The organism is Microcoleus sp. PH2017_12_PCY_D_A (assembly GCF_020738565.1).
Classification (GTDB): Bacteria; Cyanobacteriota; Cyanobacteriia; order Cyanobacteriales; family Microcoleaceae; genus Microcoleus.
The window spans coordinates 1-20,167 of the sequence record NZ_JAEQCI010000069.1 but is presented as its reverse complement, the minus strand read 5'-3'; the positions used below and the strand labels follow the sequence as shown (position 1 = coordinate 20,167).

At 47.1% G+C, this 20,167-nt stretch carries 17 protein-coding genes; 7 read left to right on the top strand and 10 right to left on the bottom strand.

Annotated features, from left to right (window positions below):
• Nucleotides 1-199: 199 nt before the first annotated feature.
• Complete coding sequence (locus JGK39_RS20310; protein ID WP_293247314.1) at nt 200-541, bottom strand: low temperature-induced protein; 342 nt, start codon at nt 539-541, stop codon at nt 200-202.
• Between the two features lie 478 nt (nt 542-1,019).
• Nucleotides 1,020-1,790, bottom strand: a complete 771-nt coding sequence (gene hisF / locus JGK39_RS20305) for an imidazole glycerol phosphate synthase subunit HisF (RefSeq protein ID WP_293247311.1) — start codon at nt 1,788-1,790, stop codon at nt 1,020-1,022.
• 792 nt (nt 1,791-2,582) lie between these two features.
• On the opposite strand from hisF, the gene JGK39_RS20300 reads away from it, so the two are divergent.
• The 3 genes from JGK39_RS20300 to nadB all read left to right on the top strand — a co-directional run bounded on the left by JGK39_RS20300 (nt 2,583) and on the right by nadB (nt 6,540).
• Nucleotides 2,583-3,572 carry an adenylate/guanylate cyclase domain-containing protein gene (locus JGK39_RS20300; RefSeq protein WP_293247308.1) on the top strand — a complete coding sequence of 330 codons (990 nt, stop codon included), beginning with the start codon at nt 2,583-2,585 and terminating at the stop codon, nt 3,570-3,572.
• 195 nt (nt 3,573-3,767) lie between these two features.
• Nucleotides 3,768-4,202: a photosystem II complex extrinsic protein PsbU gene (psbU, locus tag JGK39_RS20295; RefSeq protein ID WP_293247305.1), complete on the top strand. Its 435-nt coding sequence runs from the start codon at nt 3,768-3,770 to the stop codon at nt 4,200-4,202.
• A gap of 685 nt (nt 4,203-4,887) precedes the next feature.
• The gene (gene nadB, locus JGK39_RS20290) at nt 4,888-6,540 is read left to right on the top strand and encodes an L-aspartate oxidase (protein WP_293247302.1); all 1,653 of its coding nucleotides are present in this window, start codon (nt 4,888-4,890) and stop codon (nt 6,538-6,540) included.
• Between the two features lie 10 nt (nt 6,541-6,550).
• Here the strand turns inward: nadB and JGK39_RS20285 are convergent, their stop codons facing one another.
• The 4 genes from JGK39_RS20285 to btpA form a co-directional block, all read right to left on the bottom strand.
• Nucleotides 6,551-6,799 carry a hypothetical protein gene (locus JGK39_RS20285; protein WP_293247299.1) on the bottom strand — a complete coding sequence of 83 codons (249 nt, stop codon included), beginning with the start codon at nt 6,797-6,799 and terminating at the stop codon, nt 6,551-6,553.
• A gap of 462 nt (nt 6,800-7,261) precedes the next feature.
• A complete protein-coding gene (locus tag JGK39_RS20280; RefSeq protein WP_293247295.1) occupies nt 7,262-9,397 on the bottom strand; it encodes a CHASE2 domain-containing protein in 2,136 nt (711 codons plus the stop codon).
• Between the two features lie 729 nt (nt 9,398-10,126).
• On the bottom strand, nt 10,127-11,053 hold the full coding sequence (locus JGK39_RS20275; protein ID WP_293247292.1) for a vitamin K epoxide reductase family protein: 927 nt from the start codon (nt 11,051-11,053) through the stop codon (nt 10,127-10,129).
• Between the two features lie 354 nt (nt 11,054-11,407).
• Entirely contained in the window at nt 11,408-12,295 is an 888-nt protein-coding gene (gene btpA, locus JGK39_RS20270; RefSeq protein WP_293247289.1) for a photosystem I biogenesis protein BtpA, read from the bottom strand.
• Between the two features lie 314 nt (nt 12,296-12,609).
• Between btpA and JGK39_RS20265 the strand changes: the two genes are divergently transcribed.
• Nucleotides 12,610-13,587 carry an SGNH/GDSL hydrolase family protein gene (locus tag JGK39_RS20265; RefSeq protein ID WP_293247286.1) on the top strand — a complete coding sequence of 326 codons (978 nt, stop codon included), beginning with the start codon at nt 12,610-12,612 and terminating at the stop codon, nt 13,585-13,587.
• Nucleotides 13,588-13,935: 348 nt separating this feature from the next.
• On the opposite strand, the gene JGK39_RS20260 is transcribed toward JGK39_RS20265, so the two are convergent.
• Nucleotides 13,936-14,988, bottom strand: a complete 1,053-nt coding sequence (locus JGK39_RS20260) for a Gfo/Idh/MocA family oxidoreductase (protein ID WP_293192652.1) — start codon at nt 14,986-14,988, stop codon at nt 13,936-13,938.
• Nucleotides 14,989-15,604: 616 nt separating this feature from the next.
• On the opposite strand from JGK39_RS20260, the gene JGK39_RS20255 reads away from it, so the two are divergent.
• Both JGK39_RS20255 and JGK39_RS20250 read left to right on the top strand, forming a co-directional pair.
• On the top strand, nt 15,605-16,285 hold the full coding sequence (locus JGK39_RS20255) for a PEP-CTERM sorting domain-containing protein (RefSeq protein ID WP_293247283.1): 681 nt from the start codon (nt 15,605-15,607) through the stop codon (nt 16,283-16,285).
• Between the two features lie 109 nt (nt 16,286-16,394).
• The gene (locus tag JGK39_RS20250) at nt 16,395-17,060 is read left to right on the top strand and encodes a hypothetical protein (RefSeq protein WP_293247280.1); all 666 of its coding nucleotides are present in this window, start codon (nt 16,395-16,397) and stop codon (nt 17,058-17,060) included.
• An 11-nt stretch (nt 17,061-17,071) separates the two neighbouring features.
• On the opposite strand, the gene JGK39_RS20245 is transcribed toward JGK39_RS20250, so the two are convergent.
• The 3 genes from JGK39_RS20245 to def form a co-directional block, all read right to left on the bottom strand.
• Nucleotides 17,072-18,409 carry a PrsW family glutamic-type intramembrane protease gene (locus JGK39_RS20245; RefSeq protein WP_293247277.1) on the bottom strand — a complete coding sequence of 446 codons (1,338 nt, stop codon included), beginning with the start codon at nt 18,407-18,409 and terminating at the stop codon, nt 17,072-17,074.
• A gap of 275 nt (nt 18,410-18,684) precedes the next feature.
• Nucleotides 18,685-18,885, bottom strand: coding sequence for a hypothetical protein (locus JGK39_RS20240; RefSeq protein WP_293247409.1), 201 nt, complete (start codon nt 18,883-18,885; stop codon nt 18,685-18,687).
• Entirely contained in the window at nt 18,885-19,445 is a 561-nt protein-coding gene (gene def, locus JGK39_RS20235; RefSeq protein WP_293247274.1) for a peptide deformylase, read from the bottom strand. Before def ends, JGK39_RS20240 begins: the two co-directional genes overlap by 1 nt.
• A 101-nt stretch (nt 19,446-19,546) precedes the next feature.
• Here def and JGK39_RS20230 point away from each other — a divergent pair, with 101 nt between their 5' ends.
• Nucleotides 19,547-20,059: a DUF1648 domain-containing protein gene (locus JGK39_RS20230; RefSeq protein WP_293247271.1), complete on the top strand. Its 513-nt coding sequence runs from the start codon at nt 19,547-19,549 to the stop codon at nt 20,057-20,059.
• Nucleotides 20,060-20,167: the final 108 nt, after the last annotated feature.

The following is a 20,167-nucleotide window of genomic DNA, read 5'->3' as shown; positions in this document are numbered from 1 at the left end:
AGGAGAGCCCGTCCTAGCTATTTTTGCAAGAGGTCTATTAGATTTTCGCTGTTTCTTTAAAATCGTTGATAGCGACACACCCTACGGAAGACTGTCACGTGAATTTTGCCCAAAAAATGGTATAAATTGAACTCGCATAGAAAAAAATAAGGACACGGCTGTGCGGTGTCCCTACTTTTTAAGGCTGATAACTGTGCAGTTAGTCTTTGATTTTGCTGACAGCCTTTTTGACTTGTTGCTCAAAGGATGTAGCCTTTGTATTGGAAGGATTTTTCATTTTTTCAAGGTCAGCATCTCCCTGAACTTCGTTAGGCCCTTTGCTGGCTTTTTCTTGAGTTTCTTCGAGAGACATCGGGTTTTTCAAGACAGCTTTTTGAGCTTCTTTCTCAATCCCCAAAAGTTTGTCTTCACCTTTGGTGGGGCTACTGGTAACAGCAAAAGCTGGGAAAGCATTAGAAACAAACATCAATGCACAAAAACAAACAGGTATTAAACTGCGAACTAAACGCTTGACTGGGAGGTTAAAGCTGATAAAAGACATACAAATTTTCTCCGTATTTAGAAGTTTTGATCGCTGAGATTGTTAAGAGGCTGAATTTAACTCAAATTCTGCACAATCTTTAACTCTAGTTTGACCAAAGCCACATAAATTAGTAGTGGCAATCTGTTACTTTGAGCTGATATATAATATTTAGCTTAAAAAACGGGGTTGTGAAATCTTTCTCAGGGAATATTTGGGCTTTGTGTCTTCCGATAGATGAGTATGGTACATCATGGGAATGAGTGATTGTGTATAGCGGTTTTTCAGCTTGTCTTGGGTTTTATGCTTTTTTTGAACTGTTATCTAAACGTAAAATCTACAAAATTCTGCTGTTTAATGAACCTCACATTAAGCACTATTTGCAATAGTGCCGATCGGGGTGAGAAGTCCGCCCACCCCAAAAGAAAATGTAATTATCGTGGAACAGGCCCCCAGCCTGTTGCTGCAAGATATCAGATTCTGATAACTGACAACTGAACTACTGTTGCCGCACGGGAACTTGACATTTTGCTAGATAAGTCTTAATTTCTCCGACGCTTAGTTGCCCGTAATGAAGCAGGGAAGCCAGCAAGGCTGCTTCTGCTTTGCCCTCAGTGACGGCTTCGTAGATGTGGTGACAGTTGCCTGCGCCACCGGAAGCAATCACGGGAATTTCTACAACTTCGGCGATGCTGCGGGTTAATGCCAAGTCGTAACCGGCTTGAGTGCCGTCAGAGTCCATGCTTGTCACTAGAATTTCTCCGGCGCCGCGCTGTTCGGCTTCCTTGGCCCAGACGATCGCATCTTTTCCAGTATTTTCTCGCCCTCCGCGCACGTACACGTCCCAACCGGGATTTTCGGCATCTTGGCGTTTGCGAGCGTCGATCGCCAGTACAATACATTGATTGCCAAATCGATCGCTCGCTTTGTCTATCAAACTCGGATCGCGTACCGCCGCTGAATTAATGCTTACCTTATCAGCGCCTGCCCTCAACAAACTTTTAATGGTGTCCAAGGATTGGATGCCGCCGCCCACCGTCAAAGGGATAAATACTCGATCGGCAGTCCGGTACACCACATCAATCATAATATTCCGGTCTTCGTGAGTCGCCGTAATGTCCAGAAATACCAACTCGTCAGCACCCGCATCATTGTATACCTGAGCCATTTCCACCGGATCGCCAGCATCCTTAAGGTTGACAAAATTCACACCTTTGACCACGCGGCCAGCTTTCACATCCAGACAAGGCAAAATTCTTTTCGACAACATAAAATTTTCGTGTTTCTAATTGATTCAGCGCCGCAGCGAGGAAAAGGCTTTGTTGGACTGCTTCAAAAAGTGGAAGTCTAGCAACAAATCTTAAAGATACCTTTGGAGCATATCAGTGCGAGCTTAAGAGCTCGCGATCCAAGGTTGCGAGCTCTTAAGCTCGCACTACATAATTCCGATGTTAGCGGACATGATATGACGTGCAAAATATTACACTTTGGCCTATGATCGAGCGGTAACTACCTGCGGTGGCGATCGCGCGGTAGTTTGGCAATGCTTTATGGGTTCGGTGCATCGATCGACTAAACTATTTTAAATTTTTAGAACAGCCGATTTCAGGTTTTTACGGGCAATCTTAGTTTTGACATCCTCTCCGGCATAAATGCACGGAGATTCCCAAACCTCACGATTTGAGTTTCTGCTTCATTCACCGTCGCATACCACAGTTAAAAACCATGTACTGTCTTACACAGAGTCCACAGACTTTCGACCCATTCCAGAGTCCCGATTCCGCTAGCCCAGCGGTACGGTTTCAGCAAACAATTGCTATTTTGTACTTGTTGCTTAGAGATTTTACCCAAACAAGCCTTCCTGTTTGGAACCCCCTACCTCTAGTTTTCAAGGTGCTGCGCGGATACTTGGTTTTCAATTCCGCTGGTTTGAATTTTAACACAAAAGCCATCCTCAAAGGACGGGGTTTCAGACCCAGGAGTTTTCGATGAGCCGCGTACTAAAGTTAAAATGTAAAGTTGAAAACCTCAAATCGGTTGAATTGATGTTGTTTCTAGGGCTGTGGTGACTTTGCAAGCCAATCCACATTTGTTACTTCGTACAGAAAGCGGCAATCGCTACTTGCCGCTCTCCGGCAGCAATTGCTGGACAGTAGGGCGGAATGATGACAATAATTTTGTATTGACCGATCGCTGGATTTCCCGAAATCACGCGATGCTACAGCAAATGGAGACCGGAGAGTTTTACCTGATCGACTTGGGCAGCCGCAACGGTTCCTTTGTCAACGGGCGGCGGGTGAGCATTCCTGTCACCCTCAGAAATGGCGATCGAATTATTTTCGGTCAAACCGAGTTGGACTTCCACAACCCAACCGCAGGCCGCAGGCTCGATCGCATACACGACACAGACTCGGAAGATTTTACCGCGACTTTGACGGTACGCAGCCTGATCAGCGTCATGGTAATGGACATCCGAGACTTTACAGTTTTGACCAGACAGCTAGACGAAACCCTGCTTTCGGAAGTCATTGGGAATTGGTTCCGCAAAGCCGGACACATCATTCGCGAACACGGCAGTTGGGTGGACAAATACATCGGCGATGCCATCATGGCTGTGTGGTTCCACAAACCCGACGGTGTTAGCAGCGAGGAAATGATGCGGATTTGCCAAGCTTTGAGCGAACTGCACAAGGCAACTGATTTACTCAGCAGCCGTTACCCCCTGCCTTTTCCGTTGCGAGTCGGGGCTGGAATCAATACGGGTTATGCAATGGTGGGAAATTCCGGCAGCAGCGACCGATCGGACTACACCGCCTTGGGAGACACTGTAAACGCCGCATTTCGCCTAGAGTCTTGCACCAAGGAAATCGGCAAGGATATCGCCGTGGGAGAAACAACCTACAAATACCTGACCCAATTGGGCGCCCAAGAAGCTTTCGAGCAGCACATCGTTACTTTGAAGGGTTACGACACTCCCAGCGTGACTTACGGCAGTAATTATACTGACTTGAACGCTTTTCTCAAAAGCAAAGGAAGAGTCCTTGATAGCTAGAAAATTGGGTGTGGGGCAAAAGATTAAGCGATCGTCTTAACTGCGTTGCATAGCATATATTCATGGCAATGTCAATGCTTAGATGTAAAGTTTGTTAACAGTCCTCGGCCTGCTGCGGATTTATCTGAAAAACTGCATAAGCAAAATGGTAGTCTCTACATAAATGCTGTGTATGAAATTGGGAGACAAAACTTCATGAAACGATTGGGTCGTCTATTGGCAGTATTGGGCTTAGTGCTGGGCTGCTTTGCATGGGCTGGAGACACGAGCGCGATCGCGGGGAACTTGAGCCGCATCGTCTTGCCGTCATCCTCGCTCCTAGCAGTTGATGTTCCGGCTAGAACCAATCGCGCCGATGACAAACTTGCCACAGAATACGGCAAAAAACTTGATTTGAACAACAGCGCCGTCCGCGACTTTCGGGACTTTCGAGGGCTGTATCCCACTTTAGCCGGACAAATTATTAAGAATGCTCCTTACGAAAAAGTTGAGGACGTACTCAACATTTCAGGCTTGACGGAAGCTCAAAAAAAGGTGCTGCAAGCTAATTTGGACAAATTCACAGTAACTGATGTCGAATCAGTCTTTATTGAAGGAGACACCAGGTTGAATAATGGTCTCTACGACTAGATAGCAGCGGGCCTCTTTTGAAGGCATTCGGCATTAGTCAGCAGTCAGCAGTCAATAGTCATTAGTCCTTAGTCCTTAGTCCTTAGTCAAAACTAATTTTTTGTTAATTCATGAATTATGGCTTAGGGCTTAGGGCTTCTGGCTTCTGGCTTCTGACTTACCAGAAAGAATTGGTTGAAAGCCCGCCCGCTCGAGCGGGAGAAATTAAAATCAGACTATTCATTACTCCAATCCTCGGACTTCTAGGTAGAGGTCGCTCTCTTTCGGTCAACTGTCACAGGTCAACTGTCAACTCTTGAAGGCTTCGGGCTCCGGCTGATGAATGCCGAATGCCTTGAAACACGATCGAACCCAAAGACGGATACAAGGCTGCGATATTGTGAAGAGCCAAAAATTTTAGACATTAGTTTAAATCCAAATTCATCTGTAGATTAAATTATTCAATTATTCAATCTACAATTGACAGTTCCCGCCCCTCAAGTCATCTGTAGAGTCAAATATAAAATCGACAGTTATATTCCGCAGATTCATCTGTAAAGTTAATTTTAAAATCTCTAGCCGAGTCTCAGTAACAGTGCGGTGCTCGTAGGCCCGAGCCGGCCGGAGCCGGCCTTCCCCGGGCATACCTCACTTATTTGAGAAAGGCTATAAAATCTAAAATCTAAAATCTAAAATCGGCCGACTTATGACTGACAAATTTGACGTATTGGTGATAGGTGCTGGCGCAGCCGGTTTGTACACGGCACTTTGTCTGCCAGAACATTTGCACGTAGGCTTGATTAATAAAAATATCCTACCTGTTTCTGCAAGCGATTGGGCTCAAGGAGGCATTGCTGCGGCGATCGCCCCTGAAGATTCCGCAGCACTGCACGTTCAGGATACACTGGCTGCGGGAGCAGGTCTTTGCGACTTAGAAGCAGTGCAATTTTTAGTCGAAGAAGCTGCTGCTTGCATAGACTCCCTAGTCAAAATGGGCGTTGCATTCGATCGCACCGGCCCAGATTTAGCCCTCACCCTAGAAGCCGCCCACTCCCGCCGCCGAGTGCTCCACTCCGCCGACACCACAGGAAAAGCCGTTGTCAGTACCCTGACAGCAAAAGTATTAAACCGCAAAAACATTCAACTCGTATCCCCAGCCTTTGCTATGAGTCTGTGGCTGGACAAAACCGGGCGCTGTCAGGGCATTAGCTCAATTTGCGACTCCCGGGTTAAGTGGCTGCGGGCTAGCGCCGTAGTGTTGGCGACAGGCGGCGGCGGACAAGTTTTTGCTCAAACAACCAACCCGTCGGTAAGTACCGGAGACGGGGTGGCCATTGCGTGGCGCGCCGGGGCGCTGCTGCGAGATTTAGAATTTGTGCAGTTTCACCCGACAGCCCTGAGTAAAGCGGGCGCGCCGCGGTTTCTCATTAGCGAAGCGGTGCGGGGAGAAGGAGCTCATTTGATTGACAGCAAGGGATATCGCTTTGCTTTTGATTCTCACCCCAGCGGGGAACTCGCCCCTCGGGATGTTGTCAGCCGCGCTATTTTCCGCCACTTGCAGAAGACGGGGGAACCTCACGTTTGGCTGGATTTGCGCCCGATTGCGGTCGATCGGCTGCGCTACAGGTTTCCGAATATTATTCAAGTGTGCTCTGATTGGGGAATTGATATTTTTGCCGAACCTGTGCCGGTGACGCCCGCCGCCCATTACTGGATGGGGGGAATTGTGGCTGACAAGTTCAACCAAACTTCGATTCCGGGTTTGTACGCGGTGGGAGAAACTGCCAGCACGGGGGTACACGGCGCTAATCGGTTGGCGAGCAATTCGCTGCTGGAATGTCTGGTTTTTGGCGCGCAAATGGGACTTTTGCAGCTAGAAGGTGAAAAGTCCGAAGTATTACCAGATGAGGAAGAGGCAGGGGAAATCTTGGAAAAATCGGTTTCACAACAGGATATTGAGGCGATCGAAAAATTGCGAATCCAATTGCCGAGCTTGGTGTGGCAGAGTGCGGGAATTTGCCGGGGACAACGCGATTTGGAAAGAGCGATCGTCCAAGTTGAGATGTGGCGGCAAGAATTTTCCTCTTTGGCTTTGAGTCAAGCACTTGATAATTTACGGCCCGGACAAGCGATCGATTTTTCGCCCGCTGATGCCGAAAATAGCTCGGTTTTGCGAAATTGGGGGGAAGTTGGCAATTTATTGGATATTGGCTACTTAATTCTCAAAAGTGCTGCGTTTCGCACGGAAAGTCGCGGCGGTCACTACCGGCTGGACTATCCCCTGACCGATCGGGATTGGTGCTGTCACACTTTAATTAACCAATCGCATTGGTACAAATCTGGGCCTATAGAATATTGAAAAATTGGCCTCAGCGCGTCCCTGTACCGTCACTTTTGGGACTCCCATTGGGATCGGGTTCGTATTTTTTGGGGTTATTGGGCGCCTGAGATGTTGGCGCCGCTGTCAAGACTGTGGAGGTCGATCGGTCTTTTGCTGAGTTGCTGGTTGAGTTATTGGCAAGTAAGGCGGCATTTGCAATGCCGATCGTGCTGACTTGCAGACTGACAGCCAGAGTTGCCGTTGTTGTGAGCCCAATCAAAGTACGCATAGTGTTCATAGTCTTGTCCAAATCACTCAAATAGATGCAAGTCCCTGCAATCTATTATATCTATCAATTTACGTAGTTCCACTTATGTCTTTACATTTCCTTTAATAAATTTTTGTAAGTTTACCTAAATTCTTTTTAATCAAGGCTGTGCCGGCGATGTTAATTGGGTCTTCAGTCTGCTACAATTTGCGAGTTGTGATGGAAATCACTTACTGCATAACGGTTTCGATCTCTGGCTTGCCCTTGCCATCTTTTGTGAAACTAATCCCAATTTTATTATATTTTTTAACAGTTAAATGAGACGGCAATTTGCTGCCTTAAGTTGGATATTTTTGATAAATCTATCTAATGATAGATGACTTCCTATACAATATCTTATAATAATTTGAGTTTGAAAAAAAGAAAATAACTTAGGCATAAAAAATGGCACCACTGACCTACAGTTGGATTGTGCTTTTCAACGGATATTAATTACGAAAATTGACATTGATTTTTCCCGCCTTCCTTAGCACGATACATCGCAGCATCAGCATTTTTAACTAAAATATCTGACTCTTGACCGTCAATTGGATACAAACTAATCCCAATACTTGTAGTTACAGAAACTGTATGTTCTTCTAATATAAAAGGCTGCATAATGGCGTCACAAATTTTTTGAGCTACTTTCGCAGCTTCTTCGCTACCAGGAATTCCCGGCAAGATGACAGTGAACTCGTCGCCACCCAACCTCGATATAATATCGCTACCGCGCAAGCATTTTTTGAGCCTGCCGGCCACTGCTTGTAAGAGCAAATCGCCCGCATGATGTCCGAGAGTGTCATTGATTGACTTAAATCCATCTAAATCTAAAAACAGTAAAGCTACCAATTCCTGATTGCTGGAGGCTCTTTCCAGGGACAGATGCAAGGATTCGTGAAACATTTTGCGGTTCGGCAAACCGGTGAGAGCATCGTGATAAGCTTGGTGGCTGAGTTCAGCATTTTTTTGCTTGAGGGCATCTTCCAGGCGCTTGCGCTCGGTCATATCTCTGATCGCTCCGACTAAAAATAGGTTTCCCGCAGCATCTTTGTGCAGGGATCTTTTAGTCGAAATCAGATGTGTAATTCCGTGAGCATCGGTAAAATATTCTTCATTTTCTAGCGGCTGCTGAGTTTGCAATACTAATTCGTCTTGCTGCCAAAATATATCCGCTTCGGCTTGGGGAAATAACTCGTAATCGGTGCGACAAATTAAAATTTCCAAGGGATAGCCGATAAACCGACAATAGGACTGATTCAAAACAACCCAGCGGTGATTTCTATCTTTGACAAAAATCGGGTCGGGAATTGTATCGATTAGCCATTGTAAAAATTCTTTAGACCGTTTGAGTTCTTCTTGTATGTGAGCCAGATAAGCTACAACTGCACAGCCAGAACCCAACAGACTGAGGATGGAAGGAATTAACGGCAGCCACCAACCGGCCAACCATGCTATGTATAAACTAGCACTTAATCCTACACAGATACTTGATAAACACCAAGCCGATCGCCCGAGCGATCGCAACTTCCAGCTCACATTTGCTCCCGTCCAAGACCACAGTAAAATCCACAGCCACTCCGCCGCCTCTGGCCAAACTTTAATACCCTCGCGCCCGTCGAGGGCCGCACTCAAAATTTGGCTCAAGAAATTAGCCTGAAGCTCAACTCCAGGTACTGGCTGGGGAGGAGCAAACAAACCAGAACTGTAAGCGTTTTGGTGAAAGTCTTTGAGGCTGGGGGCAGTTGAGCCGATCAAGACAGCGCGCTCCTGCACAAAATCAACCGGTACTTTGCCAGAAAGCACGTCGCTCATCGATACCGTGCGAAAACTGCCTCGTGGGTGGCGCAGGTTGGTGAGAATTTGATAGCCGCGGCTGTCCGATCGCACGTAAGCACCATCATTCGGTTTAAAACGCTGAAACACCCCCTTGCCTAACTGCAAGTATTTAGGATTGACTGTTGCAGGTTGAGGGGAAATCCCTTCGGTTTCGAGGTAAAGCAAAGCCAGTCTCAGCGCGAAACTTTGATAGGTTTTGCCGTTTCCAGGCCAAGCGTAGAGCAAAGTTCGGCGCACTTTTGAGTCAGCGTCGAGGACAACGTTGTTGAAACCGATGCGCGAGAGCTTTTCCAGTACCGGAGGCGGGCGCACTCCAAATCTGGTTTCGTCTGGCATTAACTCAATCCCAATTAAGTTGGGAATAGTTTTAAAAGTTTTGATTAATTCGGCATTACCCGGCTGAGTCGGCAAATCTCGGTAAACGTCGAGGCCAATCGCCCGCGGCTTGCCAGCGTGCAATTTTTGCAGCAATTGGGCCAATACAGCATCGGAAATGGGGTAGCCGTATTTTTGCAAGTCAGTTTCGTTAATTTCGATAATGACGATGCGCGAGTCCATTGGTTCGGCGGGCCGCCAGCGTACAAAGCGATCGAAAGCAGCCCATTCCAAAGCCTGCAAAAATCCGAACCAGCGCAGTACAATCACCGTAGCGCCAACGGCACTGGCAGTAATCAATACTCGCCGTTCTCGATCGAGCCATTTTTTGAGAGTTTTTAGCATATTTTGGGGATTTTCGCCTCGCCCCAAGAGCATCTAAGGTATTACTAGATATAGCTTTTACATCTGGGGGCGATCGGGTCGATTTGAGATTTGGGATTTGAGATTTTAGATGCTCCAATTTTTGGGTTTTTCGGTGCGGGCGGGTGGATTTGAGATTTTAGATTCTAGATTTTAGATTATCCAATTTTTGGGTTTTTCGGTGCGGGCGATCGGGCTGCAACAGCAGAAACCGGGTTTCTCAACCCAAATATGTCATTTCAACAATGAGTTTGGAAGTAGAAACCCGGTTTCTTGAGTTTTGGTGTAAAATTCCTAGTATTTATTCGCCGACTTAATAAACAGCCACAACTTATTTTAAACTTCTTCGATCTAACTAATTTTTACTAATTTTATATTGATTGTAGGTGGCATATTTTAGATTAATTTCGCAGCCGGATACAGCGATAAACTAAGTTTAAAATGGAGCCCCTCAGTTTGGCTTTTTGAGGAGTGCGAGCGGGACGATAGCTAGCTGTATACAAGCTGTGTTGTGTTCTTAAACTCGCACTCCTGAAAAAAAGCTTTTTATACCAATTTTAAAAAAGAATGCAACAGTATTCTTGTCCCCCCCCTGGTTCAAGGGGGGGGCTAGGGGGGGTCGAAGAGTGTTGCACAATTTTAGCAAAATGGTATTACTCTCCAAAAGAGAGGCTCCCGTTAAAAACCAGGATATTTACTGCCAAACCATCTAAAATTTGCCATCTAAAATCTCAAACTTTACTGTCAGTTTTGAAAATTGCGCGGGCCCGTGTAACCGGATAAATCAGCGAGTTTATCCAAAGTTTGCGTCCCCGAATAAAACTGACCTTGAATCTCCCAAGTCGGGAAACCTTTAATATTCGCAGCAGCAGCTTGGCAAATTTCAGCGCGGGAATTTTGCCCTTTGGGATCGCATTCAAAATAATCAATTATTTTGGCTGCTTCTTTGCCGAACAGCATTTTTTGGTCGTGGCAGTGGGGACACCAGTAAGCACCGTATTCTTTGGCCCCAATTTGTCTGAGGTGGCGGGCTAAAGCAATTTGTGCCGGGCCGGAGGTTGTAGTCACGGCTGGGGGTAGAATTCCGGGGGTAGAAGAAACAAAAGGAACAGGTGAGCTGACACTGTTATACAGTCCCAAGGCGCCGATCGAACTTACCATCATTACCAAAATACCTGTAAACACCAACTGTCCGATATCTTCCCACTCGCGGCCGACGAGCGTCAGCACAAACAGCGACAGCGCAAATACGGCGGAACTGATGCAGTAAATGCAGAGTTCCTTAATTTCAAAAGACATCAAATACATTAAATAGCTGCTGAAAATTACCATCGCAGCGGTGATGATAAATAGCGCTTGCCAAGTTTGATTTTCTAGTTGAGAGTGCAGACCTTTATTGGTGTCGGGATTGACGGCTTTGGGAGCTAATGCGAGAATTGCGATGCTCAGGTAAGCCAAACAACCTAATAAACTTAAAGGCACTGTGCCAAAAACTGTAGCGTAGGGACTGTTGAGAACTTTGTCGCAGCCGCTGGTGGGACAAATGACTGAGCCTGTCGTGAATTTAGCGATCGTCAGATAGGCCGTTTCTACGACGCCGATGGCTGCGATGGCTGCGATCGCAGTTCTAGACCAGCGATGAATCCAAGGGGTTGAACGTCGGCGAATCATTGTTTTATTTGGTAATTGCTAATTGGGAATTGGGAATTGGGAATTGGGAATTGGGAATTGAGAATTGAGAATTGGTGCTTCTTTTCACTGTTAGCTTTGAGTTTTCAGCTATTTCCAATGACCAATCACCAATTACCATTACTGTCAACAACCAGCTCAAACATAGTCAGAGAGTGCTGTTTGGCGACTCAGGCTAGATCCCCCCTAACCCCCCTTAACAAGGGGGGAACCGGAACCGATCAAAGTCCCCCGACTATACGGGGGATGCGAGGGGGATCTCGCAAGAGGATAAAAGCGAGATGTCTCAGGTTTCATACTTAAGTTGACACGCTTTGCCCATTCCCAATTACCATTTTACGTTTTACTTCCGACTTTGCCCGGTTCGGGTGTTGACCCTCTTGAACCATTTGTGTCAATGTTTTGTTGTTCGAGCTTTTTCTGGGAAAAGCTGCGGCGGGCGGCTTCGACAAACTGACTGACGCGGATCGGATCGATCGGCTGCTCGATGCGGCCGTTTCGCTTGAGAGAGCTCGATACAATTACACCATCGGCGGCTTGCATGAGCGTGGAAACGTTTTCCCACGAGGCCCCGCTGCCGATAAAAACTGGAATTTCCCCCGCTGCTGCACTCGCGAGTTCTAAGTCTTCGAGATTGGGAGGGCTGCCGGTTGTCCAGCCGGAAAGGATTACGGCGTCGGCTAAGGCGCGCCCGATTGTCTCAGAGACGGCTGTGGTCAAGTTGGGGCTGCCCAGGGGCCGCCCGTGCTTGACTAGCACGTCTGCGAATATTTTGACATCGCTGCCCAATTCCCGACGGTAGCGCAGTAGCTGGTGAGCTTGGCCTTCAATTAAGCCTTGATCTGTAGCCATGATGCCATTGAGGACGTTGACGCGGATGAATTGGGCTCCCGTGCAGGAGGCGATGGCGATCGCGCTGTGGGCGTCGTTTCGTAGCACGTTAATACCGATCGGCAGTGTCACCAGATTGGTTAGCCTCTCGACTACCAGAGTCATGGCACTTACCACAGCCGGATCTACGCTGTCTTTGGCAAAAGGAGCGTCGAAAAAGTTCTCGACTATGATACCGTTTGCGCCGCCAGAAGCCAGCGCTGTAGCCTCTTGCTCGGCTCTTGAGATAATAGCTTTGAGGTTCCCGCCCCAGCGGGGAGAAGTTGGCAAAGGCTGTAAATGTACGACACCGATTATGGGATTCGGCGTTTTGAATATTTGTTTTAAGTCCACGGGTTTCCTGAAACCACCAAGTTCACTGACGGCTGACGGCGGGTTTTGACGGTATATTCTAGAATTCTATATCCACGGGGGCGATTCGGATGACTCAATTGTGCGGGGACTGTCGGTAAAAGCCCGAATTTAGCAGCGGTTAGTCGATTTCAGATTTTAGATTTTAGATTTTAGATTTTAGATTTACTTGCAGCATTGGAGTCTGTCGATTTACTCCACACATGAATCTGGGGGCTTGAACTTTGGTTTAAAATTTTGGCATCTCCCCGACTTTTGTGCCCAAGCAAGTATCCGTTTTCGATCGAGGTTAATTCTTGAAAGTTGTTCTGCTCGTTTTGGCCCTCTCCGCAGGATTGTGGGCGACAATCGAAGTGCTGCTGCGCGTGTTGCTAGGTTTTGGTAATCCCTTGATTTACATTGCCGATGCCGAGTGCGGCTATTTGTTGGCGCCCAACCAGAGGGTGCGCCGCTTGGCTAACCGCATCGAGATTAACGAGTATTCGATGCGTACGGTCGCGATCGCCCTTCGTCCCACTCCCGACACTCTGCGCGTCTTGCTGTTGGGAGATTCTGTCGCCAACGGCGGTTGGTGGACAGATCAGACAGATACCATCTCGGAAATTATGGCTCGGCAGTTGAGCCTGCAAGTACAGCATCTGGCGAGCGATGCACAATCAAGTATAAAAGTCAACTATTCGGATTTTGAAGTTCTCAACGCCTCAGCCAATTCTTGGGGGCCGAGGAATCAACTGGCTTATGCTAAACGGTTCGGTGTTTTTGGGGCCAAGGCTGTCGTGTTGTTGCTGAATACTGACGATTTATTTTCATCGCCGCCTTCTGCTCAGGTTGTGGGGCGCGATCGATCTTATCCCGATCGGCAACCTCGATCGGCAACACTAGAGTTATTGGGCCGCTACCTGCTACCAACACTGCCGGCTCCGCAATTAGCAGCAGAAAGCGATGTAGTCGGCTGCAACTTAGAAGCTATTCGCCAAATCCAGAAAATAGCAGTATCCGCCAACGTCGAGTTTTTGCTAGCCGTGACGCCCAAGCGGGGCGAATTCGGCGACTCGGGCTCTCGCGACTGGGAAGTCAAGGCTCGATCGCGTCTCGCCGAACTCGTCGAATGTGAGAAAATTACTTACATAGATTTTCTTCCTATTTTCAATAGTGCGGCGAAACTTCCAACTTTGTATCGAGACAGCATCCACCTGAGCCCGGAAGGAAATCAGCTAGTTAGCAAAACCATCAGCAGTGAAATAGTCGCTGTTTTTTTGCAGAATAAATCGTGACTTCAGCGAACCAGAGACACTTGCTCCCTCCAGGTGTTGTGGAAAGCAATCTGAATTAAACCAAGGGTGCAAACCCCGAGATTCATCTGTGGAGTCAATCTCAAACCTTGAATGTGAAAATCGACAGTTTCATTCTCAAATAGAGGATGTGGAGCCAATCTCAAATTTTCAATGCAAAAATCGACGGTTTAAGCCAGCAGATCGATCGGTGGAATTAATCTAAAATCTCAAACCTAAAATCTAAAATCGACTGATATCGCATCCGGTTGCACCTGAACAGTTCCCCTCTTCAACGAACAACTAACCCAAACTGTAGAAGCACCCGGAAACGACACAATTTGTCTCGATTTAGCTAACTTGCAAAGTAGACTCTAGCTCTTTGGGATACCAAGCTTGACCGTCGAGAGCCATTTGCTCGATCGAACTTGCAAGCCGCAGAGCTTTGAGAGCTTGTTCTCCTCCCACAGAAGGCTGATTTCCACCTCGCACGCAATTAATAAAATGCTCCAACTCTGCGTGGAGCGGTTCAATATTGCTGGTGTAGACTTTCTCGATCAACCCATCTTGACGGTAAAGCACCTGACCGTAATCCGTCACGTAATTGGCGGTTGTTTGTCGGTGAATCAAGATTTCGTTGTTGAGAAAATCTGCCTCTGTCAAAGAATTCTTGCAGTGAGCGGCGATTGAACGTAGTTTGCGGTGCGTCACCTTGCTCGCAGTCAGAGTGGCGACAATGCCGTTAGCAAAGTTCAGCGTCGCTGTCACGTAGTCTAAATAACCTGAATCTGAGGCCCTGCTGCCAGTGGCCGTCAGCTTCACCACTGAAGAATCTGCCAATTCCAGGAGCAAGTCGATGTCGTGGATCATTAAATCCAAAACTACCGATACGTCGTTGGCCCGATCGGAATAGGGACTCATCCGGTGAGCTTCCAATGCCAGTAACTCTTCAGTTTTCAGCACTTTGCCGAGTTCCTGAAAAGCTGGATTGAAGCGCTCGATGTGTCCCACTTGCAAAATCCGGTGGGCTTCAGCAGCGGCATTGACCAAAGATTCGGCTTCAGCAATGCTAGCTGCGATCGGCTTTTCAATTAAAACGTGAACCCCTGCTTGGAGACAAGACATCCCCACAGGGTGGTGCAGGCGAGTTGGAACGGCGACGCAAACTGCATCTACGTGGGCGAGCAAATCTCGGTAGTCTTCAAAGAAGCGAACCCGGTATTTGCTTGCTACATCAATTCCCCGCTCTACATTGATATCTGCAACACCCACGAGTTCGATATCTTTGAGCAAGCTCAGAACTCGCGTGTGGTGCTGGCCCATATTGCCAACTCCAATAACCCCAATGCGGAGGGGTTCGAGCTGACTTCGCTGACCGAAAACATTTCCGTATCCCAATGACATCCTATCTAGCACTCCTGGATTCTCCTCCACCACAGGAATCAAGCCCGTTGGCTTCCCGATCGACTCACAGCCATCCAGATAGTACCACAGTCAAACTATTTGTGAAGAATTTCTAAGTTAAGTTGCGATTCTGACCCGGAGTGCAGTTAAGCAGAAGCTACTCGTGCCCGATTGCCGGATATTCGGTCAATTGTTGGGTAATTGCCTGTTGACAAAACTGATTTAATGTGAATTGCAGTGTGGACGATCGCCCGCAGCATTGTCCAAACACAAGTAGGACTGATACATTGGCAGTCAAAAACCGGGTGTTTCGCAATATTTCGCTGTTACCGACAGATTCGGTAAAAAACCCGGTTTTTTGGGTAAATTTTCCAGCATATTTCCCGGTATTTTCAAACCTTGTTGCGGTCAGGAAACAACTTTTCAAGTCATAAATAATACACATTCTAAAGATTGTATAGGTAAAAGTTCGAGTGCAGGAATTTGGCAATCTGGGAATCTTAAAAAAATATGTGAAGAGTGTGTGAAGTTACTTGCGATCGCTCCCTACCATAAACTAGGCTTAAAACTAGACTTAGGTACAACACAATAGAGCAATTATACCTAAACAAAAAATATGAATCAAAAACAAAGGCAGAGATTGGGAAGTGCGATCGCCAGCACAATTCTAAGTTTGACTGCGGTGTCAGTGGCAGGAGTTGACAAAGCACAAGCAGCCGTCCTCACCTACAATTTTCAAGTGGCCGGATCGAGCGGTTTTTTTAAATTGAGTAACTCCTCGCTTACAGGCGGAGAAACTGAACAAATAGCAGTTTCTGAGGGACAATTTAATGGTTTTACAGCTCCCTCTGGCAGGGGCCTATATGAAGAAAAGCCACCTCAAAAATACCACGATTTAGCAGGGGCAAAAGCTGAGTTCAAGGGTGGGGAATTTCAGGGACTGATAGCAAGCGGTGGCGACTACTCGATTTCAGAAACTAACATTCCGGATGCAGAAGGAGGGCCTGTTTATACTAGATATGAGGGCTCGGCAGTTTGGCGTATGTATCCTGCTATGGGCAATGGGAAACCTTTGTTTTGGGGATACAGTAGTATCCTAATTACATACTTAAGTGGCGGTCAATTAAGACAAATAATAGACCGAGGTGCGGGTCAACAGCTTAACTACGTGCCTATGTCTTACACCCTAGTGGATACGGCAGCCGAACCGGTTCCCGAACCCTTAACACTTGCGGGTACAGCTTTAGCACTGGCTGGTTTGAGTTGGTTTAAATCCCAGAAAAAAAGGGCGGTATGATGGGTGCGATCGCTCTTAACAACAAACAGTGAAGGGCGGTTTTAAGAAGAAAAATCAGACCAACAATCACAGAAAATCACGCCAATTTAATGTAGCGAAGAGGCAAATTATGAATCGGAAACAACGGCAGAGATTCGGAAGTGCGATCGCCAGCACAATTCTAAGTTGTGCAGTTTTATCCTTAGCAGGCACTGACAAAGCGCAAGCAGCCGTCCTCACCTACAATTTTCAAGTGGAAAAGGGTGGAGGTAGTGGTTTTTTTAAGTTTAGTGATTCCTCACTGACAGGAATAGGATCTGAAAAAATTGCAGTGGGTGAGGGAAGATTTAACACCCCTATCAGGGTCTATGAAAATGACTATGATTTAGCAGGCGCTATAGCTTTATTTAATCAAGGGAATTTTCGCGGACTGCAAGCATCGGGTCGCGACTATGCGACGAGTGAAATTGGCGTTCCAGACGCACTAGGAGGGCCTGATTACAGGAAGTTTGAGAGCAGCGCAACCTGGTATATGGGTACCGAGGAGGCGATCAGTACGTGGGCATCTTATTTCTGGGGGTATGGTGAGACAATAGTTAGCAACAGGCAGGGTTATTTGGGCAGAGGTCGTACAATTATCAGCAGTGCGCGGGTTTCTTACTCCCTAGTGGATACCGCAGCCGAACCAGTTCCCGAACCGATAACATTTGGGGACAGCTTTAGCATTGGCAGGTTTAAGCTGGTTGAAACACAAGAAAAAAATGGCAGCTTGACGCGCGCGGCTGTTAACAATTAAGCAGTAAGCAATCATTTTTCGGAAAATATTCGAGTTGCAAAATTTTGCGATCGATTGGGAGACAAAGCCCGAGCTTTCAAAATCGCCGCTACTAAAAACGCATAGGACAAAACTCCTACCAATGCTAGCAACAGCACGCTGACAGCTCCCGACGCATTCCACAAAGCGTGAAGTGCGGAAGCGCTAAAATAACCTACGCCTAAAATTTGCCAGCGTTTCGTGGGTTTGAGGGCGCTCAAACCGATGAAATATCCCAAATAGCCGCTGTAAGCCATGTGTCCGGCGGCGGAACCCAAAATTCGGGGAATTAGCAATTGCAATCCTACTAATTGTCCGGCTTCGGGGCCTGCTTGCAGGGTGACATTTTGGATGATATGGGGGACGTACTGTCCCAGGGTTTCTAATAGTGTAAAGCTGACTGCTGAAGCACTTCCTAATAAAATTCCGTCTAATGGTTCCCAAACGCCGATGCGATCGCGCCACGGATTTTTTAGCAAATTGCCCAGGAGCAAAGCTCCCAAAACGGGCAAGGCTTTCAGCAATTCTTCCATCAGACCCGCCCCGAAGAACATTCTGATTAAAAAAGGCAAAAAACTGATTTCTTCCCCTTCTGCGGGCAAGCGACCGGGCAAGATTTCTCTAAATACTAATATAAATCCAATCAATAAGGGGCTGAGCAATATTAAAACTGTAGCTAAAGCGGTACCCAGCAATACCCACCAAGGCTTGTGTTTCCCGCACAGTTGATAGATGAAGTAGTAAGCGGCACCGGCGAGGTAAGCTGACAGCAGGAAGTTGAATGCTGCGGAATTTCCGACGGCGACAAACATCGACACGACAAAGATAACTGTGGCAATACCTGGATATAAATAGGCTTTTTGGCTTAATTGTTTGCCTGTGGAGGCGATCGGGAATAATTGAGTTAAAGTGAGAGCGTCTTTTTCACTGACTGGAAAATTGCCCGTTTTTGTGGCGGGGAATTGGGGTTTAGTTGGGTGTGGGGTTGCGGGAGATTCAAATATGAATTCCGGGCCGTCTTGGCCGAGACTGATGCGATCGCCTGTTTCTAAAGTTTGGCAGCCTTCGAGCTTTTGGCCGTTGATATAAGTTCCGTTAGCGCTGTTGAGGTCGCAAATTTGCCATCTCGTCCAATTACCGTGAGTTAAGGGACGGACTGCGGCATGGCGGCGGGAAACCATGCCGTGGGCGATCGACTCTAAAGCTATTTGACAATTGCGATCGCGTCCGATCGCTACTTCTCCATATTCAGAAAGTTGGTACTTTGACGCTGGCCCGGACGCAACGTCTTTGGCGGGCACTTGTCGCAGAAATCCGATTTCATTAGTCATTAGTTATTAGTCATCAGTCATTAGTCATCAGTCATTAGTTATTAGTTATCAGTCATTAGTCATCAGTCATTAGCTGTTAACTGATGTTATTTATCGGCAGTCTTTATGCCACAGTTATTAGTCCTTTGCTCCCTCGCTGTTAGCTGATATTATTTATCCGCAATATTGATTGAACAGTTATTAGTTTTTATCTGCTGACGGCAGGACTAATAACTAATAACTAATCACCAATGACTAATAACTAATCACCAATGACTAATGACTCCTAACTCTGCTTAGAGATTTGCTCTGGCATCCTGAACGGCTGCGTAGAAAAATATGCCTGTGAGCGGTATGCTGAGGGCGAGGATGATGCCGGTAACTGCGTTGCCGAGTTGAGCTTCTCCCGAAGACAGCTCAAAGATTGAGCCGACTGCGGCGATCGCAGTGATACACGAAAGAGCTAACAATAAACCACTTTTGGGAGTTCCTGCCATCATACTGATTTTACTGCCTTTGGCGAAAATTTGTTTTTGACTAATTCTTCATTGAGTGCGAGCTTGTTTTCTACTCTATCTACAAACAGCACGCCATTGAGGTGATCCATTTCGTGTTGGATTACTGTGGCCAGTAATTCTGTTGCTTTCAGGGTTTGCGGGCGGCCGAATTCGTCGCGATAGGACACTTCAACGGCTGCTGGGCGCTTGACTTCCAAATAGACTCCCGGAATGCTCAAACACCCTTCTTGCAAGATGCACATATTGCCGCTGCTACTTTTGATGGTGGGGTTGATCAAAACCACCGGAGGAGCTTCTGGTTTGTCCGGCTCGCAGTCGATGACAATAACTTGTTTGTTGACTCCGACTTGGGGGGCGGCCAAACCGATGCCGTCGGCACTGTACATGGTTTGCAGCATTTCTCGGACTAGCTGCCGAATTTCTGCATCGATGCTGCTGACGCGCTTTGCTGGCTGCCGCAGGACGCGATCGCCTAAAGTGTGTATTGTTAGGGGCGGTTTTTCTAACTTTTTCTTTTCAACCAAAACCTGAGCCGTCATAAAACCTCGCGAGATGTTTGGAAAGTCCCAATGATAGCTGCTGGGGGATGCAATTGGAACCAATACTATTATTTTCAATATTAATCTAATTTTAAGTAGCCATGACTGGAAACGCACCAAACCAACGGCCTGTTATTTCTCTGGGGCTTTCGCCTGCTGATTTGGCGGTAGAGCTCGCGGGGGCGATCGCGATTTTAGTGTCGATTTTGCCGATCGTACAGTTTTGGGGGGTTTTGCCCGATCGAATTCCGATTCATTTCGGTTTCCGGGGGCTGGCGGATGCTTGGGGCGACAAGGTGATGATTTGGATGCTGCCGGCGGTGGCTGCCATTATTTTTGTGGTTTTAACAGCGGTATCGCCCTATCCGCATACTTTTAACTATCCGGTGCGGATTACTCAGGAAAATGCGCGGCGGCAATATCTCTTGGGGCAAAGCCTTTTGGTTTGGCTGAAGGCGGAGGTTTGCTGGCTGTTTGCTTTTGTGGTGCGGCAGCAAATTCTTGTGGCTTTGGGCAATGCTCAAAGGTTTAGTATAGAGTTAGTTTTTGGGATAATCTTTTTGATATTTGCGACGGTTGGCGTGTATCTTGTGAGGGCTTACTTGGCTCGCTAGATGTAGGGAAAACTTTCACATAAAAAGGTTTGTAGTGAGGACTTTAGTCCGCATCAAGAAGGACTAAAGTCCTGACTACAAACTTTCACATAAAAAGGTTTGTAGTGA

Coding starts and splice junctions, on each gene's coding strand:
- JGK39_RS20310 (WP_293247314.1), bottom strand. CDS start 541: ATGTCTTTTATCAGCTTTAACCTCCCAGTCAAGCGTTTAGTTCGCAGT.
- hisF (WP_293247311.1), bottom strand. CDS start 1,790: ATGTTGTCGAAAAGAATTTTGCCTTGTCTGGATGTGAAAGCTGGCCGC.
- psbU (WP_293247305.1), top strand. CDS start 3,768: ATGAAACGATTGGGTCGTCTATTGGCAGTATTGGGCTTAGTGCTGGGC.
- nadB (WP_293247302.1), top strand. CDS start 4,888: ATGACTGACAAATTTGACGTATTGGTGATAGGTGCTGGCGCAGCCGGT.
- JGK39_RS20285 (WP_293247299.1), bottom strand. CDS start 6,799: ATGAACACTATGCGTACTTTGATTGGGCTCACAACAACGGCAACTCTG.
- JGK39_RS20280 (WP_293247295.1), bottom strand. CDS start 9,397: ATGCTCTTGGGGCGAGGCGAAAATCCCCAAAATATGCTAAAAACTCTC.
- JGK39_RS20275 (WP_293247292.1), bottom strand. CDS start 11,053: ATGATTCGCCGACGTTCAACCCCTTGGATTCATCGCTGGTCTAGAACT.
- JGK39_RS20260 (WP_293192652.1), bottom strand. CDS start 14,988: ATGTCATTGGGATACGGAAATGTTTTCGGTCAGCGAAGTCAGCTCGAA.
- JGK39_RS20255 (WP_293247283.1), top strand. CDS start 15,605: ATGAATCAAAAACAAAGGCAGAGATTGGGAAGTGCGATCGCCAGCACA.
- JGK39_RS20250 (WP_293247280.1), top strand. CDS start 16,395: ATGAATCGGAAACAACGGCAGAGATTCGGAAGTGCGATCGCCAGCACA.
- JGK39_RS20245 (WP_293247277.1), bottom strand. CDS start 18,409: ATGACTAATGAAATCGGATTTCTGCGACAAGTGCCCGCCAAAGACGTT.
- JGK39_RS20240 (WP_293247409.1), bottom strand. CDS start 18,885: ATGGCAGGAACTCCCAAAAGTGGTTTATTGTTAGCTCTTTCGTGTATC.
- def (WP_293247274.1), bottom strand. CDS start 19,445: ATGACGGCTCAGGTTTTGGTTGAAAAGAAAAAGTTAGAAAAACCGCCC.
- JGK39_RS20230 (WP_293247271.1), top strand. CDS start 19,547: ATGACTGGAAACGCACCAAACCAACGGCCTGTTATTTCTCTGGGGCTT.